The 12,503-nt window shown below is 70.0% G+C and carries 13 protein-coding genes; 8 read left to right on the forward strand and 5 right to left on the reverse strand.

Annotated elements, in window-relative coordinates; all coding sequences use genetic code 11:
- Positions 1-19 precede the first annotated feature (19 nt).
- Both QSK35_RS07770 and QSK35_RS07775 read right to left on the reverse strand, forming a co-directional pair.
- Entirely contained in the window at positions 20-2,806 is a 2,787-nt protein-coding gene (locus tag QSK35_RS07770; protein WP_285743708.1) for an AAA domain-containing protein, read from the reverse strand.
- Between the two features lie 10 nt (positions 2,807-2,816).
- Complete coding sequence (locus tag QSK35_RS07775; RefSeq protein ID WP_285743710.1) at positions 2,817-4,934, reverse strand: PEP/pyruvate-binding domain-containing protein; 2,118 nt, start codon at positions 4,932-4,934, stop codon at positions 2,817-2,819.
- An 88-nt stretch (positions 4,935-5,022) separates the two neighbouring features.
- On the opposite strand from QSK35_RS07775, the gene QSK35_RS07780 reads away from it, so the two are divergent.
- The 4 genes from QSK35_RS07780 to QSK35_RS07795 are packed head-to-tail and all read left to right on the forward strand — an operon-like array spanning position 5,023 to position 8,436.
- A complete protein-coding gene (locus tag QSK35_RS07780; protein ID WP_285743712.1) occupies positions 5,023-5,856 on the forward strand; it encodes a DUF4262 domain-containing protein in 834 nt (277 codons plus the stop codon).
- Positions 5,853-6,371 carry a DUF6817 domain-containing protein gene (locus QSK35_RS07785; RefSeq protein ID WP_285743714.1) on the forward strand — a complete coding sequence of 173 codons (519 nt, stop codon included), beginning with the start codon at positions 5,853-5,855 and terminating at the stop codon, positions 6,369-6,371. Before QSK35_RS07780 ends, QSK35_RS07785 begins: the two co-directional genes overlap by 4 nt.
- Positions 6,372-6,425: 54 nt before the next feature.
- Complete coding sequence (locus QSK35_RS07790) at positions 6,426-6,845, forward strand: PPOX class F420-dependent oxidoreductase (RefSeq protein WP_285743716.1); 420 nt, start codon at positions 6,426-6,428, stop codon at positions 6,843-6,845.
- Between the two features lie 22 nt (positions 6,846-6,867).
- Positions 6,868-8,436: a Na+/H+ antiporter gene (locus QSK35_RS07795; protein ID WP_285743718.1), complete on the forward strand. Its 1,569-nt coding sequence runs from the start codon at positions 6,868-6,870 to the stop codon at positions 8,434-8,436.
- Here the strand turns inward: QSK35_RS07795 and QSK35_RS07800 are convergent.
- Positions 8,426-8,770 carry a hypothetical protein gene (locus QSK35_RS07800; protein WP_285743720.1) on the reverse strand — a complete coding sequence of 115 codons (345 nt, stop codon included), beginning with the start codon at positions 8,768-8,770 and terminating at the stop codon, positions 8,426-8,428. The two genes, QSK35_RS07795 and QSK35_RS07800, sit on opposite strands and share 11 nt — an antisense overlap.
- A gap of 153 nt (positions 8,771-8,923) precedes the next feature.
- Here QSK35_RS07800 and QSK35_RS07805 point away from each other — a divergent pair, with 153 nt between their 5' ends.
- From QSK35_RS07805 to QSK35_RS07815, 3 genes are read left to right on the forward strand one after another with little or no spacing between them, the layout of a single operon-like run.
- Positions 8,924-9,394, forward strand: a complete 471-nt coding sequence (locus QSK35_RS07805; protein WP_285743722.1) for a GyrI-like domain-containing protein — start codon at positions 8,924-8,926, stop codon at positions 9,392-9,394.
- 16 nt (positions 9,395-9,410) lie between these two features.
- Complete coding sequence (locus tag QSK35_RS07810) at positions 9,411-9,719, forward strand: ArsR/SmtB family transcription factor (protein WP_285743724.1); 309 nt, start codon at positions 9,411-9,413, stop codon at positions 9,717-9,719.
- Positions 9,716-10,594 carry an SRPBCC family protein gene (locus QSK35_RS07815; protein WP_285743726.1) on the forward strand — a complete coding sequence of 293 codons (879 nt, stop codon included), beginning with the start codon at positions 9,716-9,718 and terminating at the stop codon, positions 10,592-10,594. Before QSK35_RS07810 ends, QSK35_RS07815 begins: the two co-directional genes overlap by 4 nt.
- Here QSK35_RS07815 and QSK35_RS07820 read toward each other — a convergent pair.
- Positions 10,574-11,413: a hypothetical protein gene (locus QSK35_RS07820; RefSeq protein ID WP_285743728.1), complete on the reverse strand. Its 840-nt coding sequence runs from the start codon at positions 11,411-11,413 to the stop codon at positions 10,574-10,576. The genes QSK35_RS07815 and QSK35_RS07820 overlap by 21 nt on opposite strands.
- Positions 11,414-11,481: 68 nt before the next feature.
- Between QSK35_RS07820 and QSK35_RS07825 the strand changes: the two genes are divergently transcribed.
- On the forward strand, positions 11,482-12,246 hold the full coding sequence (locus QSK35_RS07825) for an NmrA family NAD(P)-binding protein (RefSeq protein ID WP_285743730.1): 765 nt from the start codon (positions 11,482-11,484) through the stop codon (positions 12,244-12,246).
- A 30-nt stretch (positions 12,247-12,276) separates the two neighbouring features.
- Here the strand turns inward: QSK35_RS07825 and QSK35_RS07830 are convergent, their stop codons facing one another.
- Positions 12,277-12,492, reverse strand: a complete 216-nt coding sequence (locus tag QSK35_RS07830; RefSeq protein ID WP_285743732.1) for a hypothetical protein — start codon at positions 12,490-12,492, stop codon at positions 12,277-12,279.
- Positions 12,493-12,503 lie beyond the last annotated feature (11 nt).

The following is a 12,503-nucleotide window of genomic DNA, read 5'->3' on the forward strand; positions in this document are numbered from 1 at the left end:
GCCGTCGAGGGTACCGCGATCATCTCCCCAGTTGGGCGGGCGTCTCACCTCGTGAAACCTGGATCGCCGCTCGAACGGCGTCCGAGGCGAACCTGCTGGCGAACGCGTCCCGCACGCGCCAGCCCGCCCCGCGCAGGGCCCGCCAGCGCGCGATGTGGGCAGGTGGCCCGTCCGGGTGCGGGTGCGTCTCGACCGCGGCGGCGTCCTCCCCCGCGCCCACGACGAGGTCGAGCCGCCACTGCCCCACCGGGTACCCGGTACGCACGGTCTGGCCGACATTCGTCAGCTCGGTGGCCAGCCGTTTCGTCCATTCGTCGGTAGCCGGGCGGCCTTCGGTCTCGTTCGGTGGGACATCCGCGTGCCGCAGGTAGTCGCCGACCAGCCCGATCGGGCGCCGCGCGGACGTGATCACGTGCACCAGCCGCCGCGCCCGCGTGGTGAGCACCGCGAGCAGGTTCTGGTCGTTGACGAACCGCCACGCGTTCGGCTTGTCGTCGTCGGTCAGCGCGAGGCTGATGACGACCTCGTCGAACTCCGAGCCCTGCACGCCGTGCACGGTGCCGGTGCGCACGCCACCGGTGGTGATCTCGTCCAGCGACAGCCCGTCGAGCAAGGCTTCTTCGAGCGCGTCGGCCTGCGCGCGGAACGGTGTGACGACGCCGATCGAGCGGACGCCGGCGGCGATGCGGCTCTTCAGGTGGGCGAGCACGGCGTCGATCTCGGCCTGGTTGACGCCCTTGGTGTCGCGGGTGCCGTCGACGTGCTGGGTGTCGATGCAGTCGATGTCCGCGATCGACGGATGCGTGGTCAGCAACGCGATCCGGCCCTCGTAGAACCGGCTCGCGGCGAACCCGATCAGGTGCGGCGCGCAGCGGTGGTGCTCGGTCAGCCAGTGCACGCCCGCGGCCGTCGCGGCGGCGTCGAACAGGCTCACCTTCGGCACGTCCAGGCGGTCGGCGAGCCCTTCGGTGCCCTCGGCCTTCACCGCGTCGCGCACGGCTTGGTCACCGACGAACGACACGTGCCGCAACTGCCTCGGGTCGCCACCGATCACGGCGGTCCGCCCGCGCAGCAGGGCGGGCGCGGCGAGCGGCTGGTCGACGTGGCTGGCCTCGTCGATCACGACCAGGTCGAACATGCCGGGCACCGCGGGCAGGATGTCCTCGACGTCGGCGAGCGTGCCCACCCACAACGGCAGCGCGGCGGTCAGGTGTTCGGCCGCGATCTCCGCCAACGCGCGACGACGTGCCGCGCGACCCGATCGCAACGCCGTGGCCAGCGCGGCGACCGCTCGTCTCGGCCCCGACCCGCGACGGCTCACCGACAACGCCTTCAGCCAGGCCGCCACCGCGCGGTTGCTGCGCACGTCCTCCTCCGCGAGGAGATCCCGGAGCGACGCGAGGTCCGTGCCGTTGCGCGTCGCGATGCGCACCTGTGCGGCGGACTGCTCGGCCGCGGTGATCGCGGCGACGAGATCCTCACGGGAGACGTCGTCCCCCGCACCGGTCAGCCGCCTGGTTCTGCCGAGCGCCCAACGGGTTCGCATCGCGGCCAGAAAACCGGTCCGGGGGCTCAGCAACGCGTGCAGGCGGGCGAAGTCGACGTCCGGCTCGAACGCCTTCGGCGCGGCGAGGCGGTGTGCGGGCATGAGCGCCTGGTGGCGTTGGGCCTGTGCGGCCAGCTCCTCGTCGGTGAGCGCCTGGGTGACCGCGCGTTCGATCCGGGCGACGGCCGCCGCCGCGTCCCTGCGAGCCTGGTCGAGCTCCTCCAGCTCGCCCTTCCTGCTGACGGCTTCGAGCCCGTCGCTGAGCTCGCGCGCCATCTCCTGCCGCAGCTCCGAGTCGCCGAACAGGATCGGCACCGGGCCGCCCGCCTTGCGCAGCGCCGCGCCGAGCACGTCCGCCGCGTTGCGGGTGCGGCTGGCCAGCAGCACCGACCGTCCGGCCGCGACGGCGTCCAGCGCGAGCGCGGCCAGCGTGTGCGTCTTGCCGCTGCCGGGCGGCCCGCCGATGACGGTGACCGGTGCCGTGCGCGCGGCCCTGATCGCGGCCTGCTGGCTGGGGCTCAACGGCAGGGCGCTGATCAGCTCGCCGGTGTCCGGTTCGGTGTCGCCGCTGCCGTACAACGCGGCGAGCGCGGTGTTCTCGATGCCCTTCTTGCGTGCCCATTCATAGAGCGCGGAGCCCTGTTCGGTGCTGACCACCGGCTCACCGGCGTGCAGTCCGGTGCCCGCGACGACGACCAGCTCGTTGCCGCGAATGAGCTCCTGCGGGTCGTGCTCGGGTCCCAGGATCGGCACGTCCGGGTAGCCGCTGGCGTCGAGCGCGGCCCGGATCCACGCGTCGTCCGCGGCCAGCGTGCTCTCCAGTTCGGCCGACTTCGCCCAGTCGCTGAGCAACGGGAACATCCCGATGTCGCCGGCGACGTGGAACGCGTAGTTGCGCCCGGTCGCGTGGTGCAACCGGACCGGCCGGGAGACGAGCGGCAGGCACAGGCGGCGTTTCTGCCCGCCGATCTGCGCGGGACCGGTGAGGAACGCCCAGCCCACGCGCAGCAGGCGGTCCTCCTGGTGCAGCGCGTCGAACGAGGCCAGCCGCTCGACGGTGTGCTGCTGTCCTTTGGGCACGCTCCACGGGATGGGCGTCCACGCGGGCGCCTGGTTCCGATCGGTGAGCGCCTGCCAGCCCGCGTCGTGCCGCCCCAGCCACACCATGCCCGCGGTCTTGGTGAGGTCGAGCTGCACGCGTTGCGGCTGCTCGGCGGCGCTCAGCCGGGCGAGCGTCCGCAGGACACCGGAGACGGTCACGCCGTGCATCCTAGGAAAGAACTGTGACCGTGCCCCTTCCTCCATCTACACGGACGCGATCGCCGGTCCGGATCCGGGCGGTGGCGTCGCCGCAGCCGACGACCGCCGGGATGCCGAGCTCCCTGGCGACGATCGCCGCGTGGCTGAGCGGCGCGCCGACGTCCGTGACGACCGCGGCGGCCTTCGGGAACACCGGCGTCCACCCGACGTTCGTCACCGTCGTCACCAGGATCTCACCTTGTTGCAGTTCGTCCACTGTGGACGTGACGCGCGCGATGCCCTCGACCACCCCGGAGACACCTGGAAAACCGGTGATCGGATCACCGGTCTCGTCGTAGATCCGCGGGTTCGCCGCCCACGCCACCGGGTCGAAGTGGCCACGGATGAACGGTGGGTACACGGGCAGTTCCCGGTACCGCTCATAGGTTTCCCGCCGTTGCGCGGTGTCCGGCCTGTTGCCGGTCTCGAGCATGTCGAGCAGTTCGTCGATGGACAGGAAGAACAGGTCGTCGTGCCCGGTCAGCTCCTGTGCCCTGAGGACGAACGCGCGGAACACCCAGAAGGTGCGGACCATCTCGGACCGCGCGTTCTCCCGGTCCCTGGCCCGCTCGGCCGCCTTCGCGAGGTGGCGTTCGATGCGTTTCGCCCGGCGCGGGTATCGGTTCCGCAGCCGCTGCCACACCTCGTCGCGCGCCTTGCGCTGGTTGCGCAGGAGCTCCTCGGCACCCTCGTGCGGCCGGCCGATCCACCCCGGATCCTCGGCGGGCCGCGCCACGGACACCTCGAACTCGTCGGGGCAGCGGTGACCGGCCTCACCCAGGAGGGGCCCGAGGCTGGCGAGCTCACCGAGACCGGTCAGCAACGTGACGGTGTCCGCCTCACCCACGAGCCTGCGTATTTCGTTGGCGATCTTCGGTTGGGTGACCATGCGAGCGCCCGCGTCGAGCGTTCTCGCCGTGCCGTACAACAGGTCGTGCGGCCACAGCGCTCGCAACTGTTTCGTGCTGGTGGCTTTTTTGATCTGGCTGATGAGGCTCTCGCACCGCTTCGGGGTCTCCTCGATCAGCTCGCCGAGGTGCCTGCGGTAGGTGATGGCCTGTTTGATCAACGGCGGGGCCGAGCGGATCAGGTCGGCGAGGATACGCAGCTTCGAGACCGGCAGCTTCGGCGGCGTTTCCGGCATCATGCCGAGCAGTTGCTCGTCGGGTTTGCGGATGGCGCCCGCCACGCTGAGGTTGAGGTAGAACCGGCCGCCGATGTTGCCGGTGACCGGGAACCCGCCGATGCTCGCCTGCTGCGACAGCACGCGGACGAGCGACCACGTCATCGGCGTCATGACGCTCGGCACGGCCTCGCCGAGGTTGACGCTGGTCCACAGGAAGTCGCCCATGACGGAGTCGTTCCACTCCTCCTTGAGCCCCGTCACCGGGCGGGCCTGGACGATCGCGAACCGTCCTTTGTGGAGCACCCACTCGATGTCCATCGGCATGCCGTACAGCCGCTGGATCCTTGCTCCCAACTTGCTCAGGGCGTTCGTTTGCCGCTTGGTCAGCGTGTCGCCCTGCCGTTGGATTTCCTTGCCGTGCTTCAGGACGTACACATCGGGTGTGACCTCACCGCCGACGAGTGCCTCGCCCACGCCCCGGCCCGCGTTGATGACGGTCTCGTCCGCGCCGCTCACCGGGTTCACCGTGAACATCACCCCGGCGGCGTCGGCGGGCACGAACTCCTGCACCACGACGGCGATCTCGGCGTGCTCGATCCCGTTGCGCCTGCGGTAATCCACGGCCCGCTCGTTGTACAGCGAGGCCCAGCACTTCCGGACGGCCTCGACGACCTCGTCCGCGCCGGTGACGTTCAGGAAGCTGTCCTGCTGGCCGGCGAACGACAGGCCGGGCAGGTCCTCGGCGGTGGCACTGGACCGCACCGCGACCGCGCCCATGCCCTGGTACGCCTTCCGGATGGCCTGCTCGGCTTCCGGGTGGTTGGTCGCGCTGGTCGTCACGTGGAATCCGGGTGGGACGGGCAGGCCCGCTCGGGCGAGCTTCGCCAGTGACGCGCCCTTGCCGCCGACGGTCGGCAGGTCGGCTTCGGCGGCGTCCAGCGGAAGCACGAGTTTCTCCCCCATGTGGCCAGCGTAGGACCGGTTCGCACGACGGAGTGCCCAGGATCTCGAAACCGGTCCACTGTCGGTGCCTGCGACTAGAGTCGGACGGGTGATCTCGTGCCCGTGCCTGATCTGCGCGTCCCGGCCACCCGGCCGGGACGCGGGCATAGTGGAGCACGTCCGCAAGCACGGCTGGTCCGTCCTGCACGTGTTCGGCAACGTCGACTTCGTTTACACGGTCGGCCTGTGGCACACGTTCCGCCGCCCCGAGATCGCGATGTTCGGCCTGGACGGCAAGTCGATGCAGCACTGGGTGAACCTGTGCGTCACGGTCGGGCACGACAACGGCTGGCCCGCCGACGACGAACCGTTCCAGGGCGTGATCGACGGCGTCGACACGCAGTTGCGCAAGGTGCACAAGGACTGGGACGACCCGCTGTTCAACAGCGCGTTCCGCTTCTACTCCGGGGTGCGCGTGCCGTTCCTGCAGCTCGTGTGGCCGGATCGCGAGGGGCGGTGGCCGTGGGACGACCGCGCGACCACGACGTGCCGCACCCGCCAGGCGTGGGCGTGGCTGCCGGTGCACGAGCATCCGCCGGGCGGCTGGAAGCTGATCGGTGAGCTCGAACCGGACTTCCTGTTCCCGTGCGGCCCGGACAGCTGGACGTTGACCAGCCAGGCGGTCGTCGACGGCCGCCGGTCGCCGGTGTGGGTGCTGCACGACGAGGGCGCGTTCGACGTCCTCGACGAGCGTGGCTACGGCGCCGACGACCTGTGCCTGGCGTTTCTCGGCGACCTCGTCAACCGCCACCCCGGCCTGCGCCTGTGCGCCGCACTGCCGGACGGCCACGCGGCCACCAAGGACGGCACGGGCTGGCCGGCCGAGACCCCGTCCGACGTTATCCGCCACCGCAGCAAACTGGCCTGGGAGGGGATCCAATGACACCGGAGACATGGTTGCGCGAGCACGGCGCCGAGACGATCGACCACCCTGGGGGCACGCTCTACGCGCACCTGCTCCGCATCCGCGACCGCCTGAAAGCGCTGGGCCTGGCCGAACACGTCCAGCTCGCCGGTCTCGTGCACGCCGTCTACGGCACCGACGGCTTCCCGCTCGCGCTCGCCGACCACACGAACCGCGACGAGATCCGCGACCTCGTCGGCGCCGAGGCCGAGGACCTCGTCTACCGGTACGGCGCGTGCGACCGGAACGCCACGTGGCCGCACCTGCCCGGCTACACCGACCGCTTCACCCAGAACACCGAACAGCTCGACGCGGCATCGACCCGAGACCTGGTCGACCTCAGCATCGTCAACGAACTGGACGTGTACGAGCAGTCGGCGGAGATCGCGGAGAAGTACGGCGACTACTTCCGCGAGCAGTTCGCGAAGTGGGCTCCGCTGGCGTCCCCGGCCGTGATCGCCGAGGCGGACCAGGTCCTTCAGAACACGACGTGAGCTGAGTGTCCTGACTTGAGGCCGACTCGATCAGGCACGCGTAGCGTCGGCGCCATGACCGCCATTCCCGAGAGCGCACGGGCCGTACTGGAGTCGAACCGGCTGGCCCACCTGGTCACCATGAACCGCAACGGCGATCCGCAGGTGACGATCGTCTGGGTCGGCCTCGACGGCGACGAGATCGTCTCCGGACACCTGGCCGAGCACCAGAAGGTCCGCAACATCCGAAACGACGGCCGCGTCGTGTTGTCGATCGAGACCGACAAGATCAACGAGATGGGCCTGCAGGAATACCTCGTCGTCTACGGCACCGCGCACATCACCGAGGGTGGCGCGCCGGAGTTGCTGCAGGACCTCGCGCACACCTACCTCGGGCCGGACGTGAAGTTCCCGCCGATGGACAAACCGCCCGCGGGGTTCATCACGCGCATCAAGGTGGACCGGCTCGGCGGCGTCGGCCCCTGGGCTCAGTAAATCCGGGGGTTAGCCTTTCCCCATGCTGGGGCTGGAACTCGTCGTCATCCTGGGCGTGTGCGTGCTGGTGTGCAGCGCCGGCGCCGGCCGGTTGCGCATCGCGCCCCCGGTGCTCCTCGTCGCGTGCGGCGCCGCACTGGGTTTCGTGCCCGCACTGCGCGGGATCACGCTCCCACCCGAAGTGATGCTGCTGCTCTTCCTGCCCGCGTTGCTGTACTGGGAGAGCCTGACCACGTCGCTGCGGGAGATCCGCAGCAACCTGCGGCCGATCGTCCTGCTGAGCACCCTGCTCGTCGCCGCGACGGCGGGCGCGGTCGCGTGGGTGGCGCACGGCCTCGGCATGGAGTGGGGACCCGCGTGGGTGCTCGGCGCGGCGGTGGCGCCGACCGACGCCACCGCCGTGGGCGTGATCGCGCGCGGGCTGCCGCGGCGCACAATGACGATCCTGAGGGCGGAGAGCCTGGTCAACGACGGGACGGCGCTCGTCATCTACGGGATCGCCGTCGGCGTCACGGCCGGGCAGCAGCACCTCGACGGCTGGCAGGTGTCGTGGCGGCTGCTGCTCGCGTACGCGGGCGGGGCGCTGGCCGGTCTGCTTACGGCGTGGCTGGCCGTGCAGGCGCGGAAGCGGCTGGACAACCCGATGCACGAGAACGTGGTCAGCGTGCTGACGCCGTTCACCGCGTTCCTCCTCGCGGAACTGATCCACGGCTCCGGTGTGCTCGCGGTCGTCGTGTGCGGGCTGACGCTGAGCCAGGTCGGTCCACGCCTCATCCGCGCGGACACACGTCAGCAGGGCGAGGCGTTCTGGCGGCTGACGACGTTCCTGCTCAACGGCGCCCTGTTCGTGCTGATCGGGTTGCAGGTCAACGGCGTGCTGCGCGAGACCGCGATCGCCTACTCGTTGGGTCTGATCGGCATCGTGAGCGCCGTGGTCATCGGCACGCGCGTCCTGTGGAGCTACACGACGCCGTACATCATCCGGGCGCTGGACCGCCGCCCGCAGCAACGGCTGCGCCGGGTCGGCGCGCGCCAGCGATCCGTCAGCGCCGTGTCAGGGTTCCGCGGCGCCGTCTCCCTCGCCGCCGCGCTGGCCGTGCCGGAAACAACAGCCTCAGGGCAGCCGTTCCCCGACCGCGAGGAGATCATCCTGATCGCCTCCGGCGTCGTCGTGGTGACGCTCGTGCTGCAGGCACTGGCCCTGCCGTTCGTCGTGCGCTGGGCGCGGCTGCCCGCCGACACGGCGGCCGACGAGGAACGCCGGCTCGCCGAGGCCACCGCGTCCGAGGAGGCCTACGAGGCACTGCCCGAGCTCGCCATCCGTACCGGCGTGAGCGACGCGGTGCTCAAGCGGGTCCGCGCCGAGTACGAGCACCACCTCGACGTCGTGCGGTCGAGTTCGGACGACGAACCGCTGCGGCAGGCCGAGGCCGAGTACGCCGCGCTGCGGCTGGAGCTGATCGCGCACAAGCGCGCGACCGTCGTGCGGCTGCGGGACGAACGGGCCATCGACGACACCGTGCTGCGGGTCATCCAGTCCAAACTGGACGTCGAGGAGGTACGGCTGTCGCGGCGCGAGGTCAGCGACTGAACAGGGCCGTCCAGAGGAACGGCTCACCGAAGCAGGCTGAGCCGGTCGGCTCGTCGTTCATGCGCCGCAGCTCCACCTCGGTCAGGTCGCCGAAGATCGCCCGCAACGACTCGCCGGTGTACGCGAGCCCGCCGTCCAGCCGCGGCTCGCGGTAGAAGTCGGCGTCGGAGCGCTCGGAGCCCATTCCGCCGGACGCGAAGCAGGCGAGTCCGAAGTGACCGCCGGCCGTGACGGTGAAGCCGCGCGAAGCCAGAAAACGCGCGTTGCGGCCGGGTCCGCATCCCAGGTCCAGCGCCCGGCCGGGCTTGACCAGGCCCCGCTCCACATACGACACGGGTGTCGGAGGTGAACAGGCCGTCGAGCAACCGCAGCACGTCATCGATCGTGCGAACGTGTCGATCCCCCATGCAACCGATCCTAGTCTGGCGACCATGACGGAACTGAGTTTCGCCGGCGGCGCCCGTAGTACCCGGTAAAGGGAGGTCACATGAAGATCGAGGAACGCCCGGAGCAGCTGTACGTCGGCATCAGGGGCACCGTCACGATGACCACGTTCGCCAAGATCGCGGACCGGATCGGCGAGATCGTGGGCTGGCTGGCCGACAAGGGGGTCCCGATCGCCGGTGCCCCGTTCTTCCGCTACCTCGTCATCGACATGGAGGGCGAGATCGAGCTGGAGGCCGGTGTGCCGGTCGAGGGTCTCGTCGAGACCGAGGCCGACTACTTCACCGGCGAGCTGCCCGCGGGGCACTACGCGACGCTGACCCACCACGGCCATCCCGACCAGCTCGTCCGCAAGTGGGACGAACTGCTCACCTGGGCCGCTGAGCAGGGCGAACTCGACGTCTCCGGCCAACGGTGGGGCAGTCGCACCGAGTCGTACCTGACGCACCCGGCCGAGGAACCGGACCCGAACAACTGGGACATCGAGCTCGCGGTTCGCGTAAATATGCCGTAGCGGCTATATTGCTGATATGGCATCTACGTTCGCGGTGCTGGCCGATCCGAGCAGGCGGGAGATCCTCGACCTGCTGCGCACCGGGCCGAGACAGGTCAACGACCTGGTCGACGCGCTGCCGCTCAAGCAGCCGACCGTCTCGAAGCACCTCAAGGTCTTGCGCGAGGCCGGTCTCGTCGACGTGCGGGTGGACGCGCAACGGCGCTGGTACGCCCTGCGGCCCGAGCCGCTCGCCGAGATCGACCGGTGGCTGCGGCCGTACCGGCGGATGTGGGAGGCGAGCTTCGACGCACTCGAACGACACCTCGAGGTGATGGACCCGTGAACGCGGAACTGCTGACCGTGGACGGAAAACCGGTGCTGCGCTTCGAACGTCGGCTGAACCACCCGCCGGCCAAGGTGTGGCGCGCGATCACCGACCCCGCCGAGCTGAAGCACTGGTTCCCGGCGGCCGTGGAGATCGACGGCATGAAGATGCGGTTCACGTTCCCGGAGGAGGCACCGGTCGACGGCACCAGCGAGGGCGAGGTGCTGACGTTCGACGAACCGCAGGTGTTCGCGTTCCGGTGGAACCAGGACATCCTGCGGTTCGAGATCGTGCCGGACGGCGACGGCTGCCGCCTGCTGATGACGCAGGTGCTGGGCGACCGGTTGTCCGCGGGCCGCAACGCGATCGGTTGGGACGTCTGCCTTTCGGGTCTGACGGCTCGGCTGGACGGCACCGAGTTCGAGCCGCCGTCCGACTGGCTGCACCCGATGGAGGCCTACATCGACAAGTTCGGACTGAACCGCGGCACCGTCACCGAGGAGGGTCTGCGGTTCGAGCGCGACATGGTGTGGAAGCCGGTCGCCGACCTCTGGGCGCTGCTCGTCGAGGACTCACACCCCGAGGTCGCTGACGAGCCACCGGTCCGGGCCACCAACGGGTACGTCGACACCGGCCCGTTGACCGTCGTCGAAGCGCCGCACGTGCTCGAGTACGACTCGCCGCAAGGCCGCGTGCGCTGGGAGTTCGCGCACGACCCGGCGAAGGGCACCACCGTCACGCTCACGCAGTCGGTGGCGGAGAAGGACCTTCTTCCGCTGCTGCTGGCCGTCTGGCAGGTGCAGCTGGAACTGTTCTTCGCCGCGTCGTTCGGCGAGGTCCGCTGCCCGTGGCCCGAGGAGCGAACGCAGGAGCTACGGCTCACTTACCGCTAGCCGGTCGACGCCGATACCGCTGATCAGCATCCGCTCCTTGCGGTCGGCGAGGAGCCGCCGCGTCCAGTCGACGAGGCCGCCGTCGCCGATCTCGACGCCGCCGCGGAACACCTTGAAGCAGAAGCCGTCGTAGTAGCCCCGCCCCAGCTCGCGGGCGGGGTCCTCCACGACGACCCGGTCGACCCGCGAACGCACCTCGTCGAGCAACGGCCGGAAGCGGTCGTCGAAGAACGTCAGCCGGAACTCGTCACCGGGCGACGACCTCAGGTGCTCGACGACGTGCCGCCGCTCGAACTCCAGGGTCCCGGTGTCGCGCGCGGCGGTCACCCTGCCGAACAACGTGAAGTGCGCGAACGTGTTCGCCCCGCCGAACACCTGCGCGCGCACCACGCGTTGCAACGCTGCGAGCCGGACCACTGCTTTTCCGGCACGCCGTCGCACCGCGGCCTCCAGAGCCAAGGCGTTCGTGGGATCGGCCGCGACGTCCGTGCCGCGGATCGTCGACACCACGTTGTTCTGGTCCACAGTGGACATCACGGAGTGCGTGCCGAGCGGCGCCAGCGGGGCGAGCTGCAGCACCTCGACGTCGTCCGGCAACGCCCGCAGCAACCGATCCTCCGCCGCGCGCAACTCCTTGAACGGCGCGGATGCGGGCGCGACGAAGCGGTCCGACCGGTAGCGGCGCAGCACGTCCGGCGCGCTCATATCCGCCACCCGACGCCGCATCACGGCGAGCAGCACCGTGGTCAGTTCCGCACCCGGCAGCTCGGCCAAGCGGTCAAGGTGTTCGGAGCCGATCCGTCGCGACACCCAGTCCATGACCCCATTCTCACGACGCCCGCCACCGATTTCAGATAGTTTTGTAGAAAACCATCTGGGGGCAGACGATGATTGTGGTCACCGGCGCGACCGGCAAGCAGGGCGGCGCGGTAGTGAGGCACCTCGTGCGAAACGGCCGGCAGGTCAGGGCGATCACGCGGAATCCGCGCGCACACATCGCCGGCGCGGAGGTGGTCGTCGCAGATCTGGACGATCCGGCCTCACTCGACCGCGCCTTCCAGGGCGCGCACGGCGTGTTCAGCGTGCAGCCCGCCCCGCACGATCCCAAGGCACCCGCGGGCTACGACTTCGCGACGGAGACCCGGTGGGGCCGCAACGTCGCCGAAGCCGCCGCACGTGCGGGCGCGCACCTCGTGTACTCGTCGCTGGCCGAGGCGTCACGATCTACGGGCGTTCCGTCCTTCGACAGCAAGTGGGCGGTGGAGCGCCGCATCGCCGAACTCGGCCTCAGCGCGACGATTCTGCGCCCGGCGACGTTCATGGACGGTCTCTACTCCCCCGGCATGACCAAGCTGACGCACCTGCTCGACCCGGACACGAAGTACCAGCTGATCGCGGTCGACGACATCGGGGCGATCGCCGCGAAGGTGTTCGGCGATCCCGTGCCGGACCTCACCATCGCGGGCGATGAGCTGACACCTCGGGAGATCGCGGCTCAGATCGGCGTCGAGTACGAGCGGTTCCATGTGGACGACCCCGAGCTGGCGAAGGTGTTCCAGCCGCGTGCCGTCCCGAAGGCCGACATCGACCGGCTGCGGGACTGGTATCCCGGTCTCCGGACTTTCGCGGCCTTCCTGTCGGAGGCGCGCTGACGAACCGCTAGGGATCGCGACCGGTGTGTTTCATGCGGCGAGTGCGGCGTAACCGGACTCGGTCAGGCACGCCACCCCAGGTTGAGCGCTGATCAACCCGGCTTCCGTCAGTCGTGGCCCGACGAACTGGTCACAGCAGCCCATGCCGTCGACGAGCAGCGAACGGCCGGACAGTTCACAACGACCGGCGGCGACCGCGCGCAGAACGGCCCGGTCACGGTGGCTGAGGGCGGTGATGGTGTTCATGACCTTCTCCT

Origin of the sequence: Lentzea sp. NBRC 105346 (assembly GCF_030269605.1) — a bacterium.
GTDB lineage: Bacteria > Actinomycetota > Actinomycetes > Mycobacteriales > Pseudonocardiaceae > Lentzea.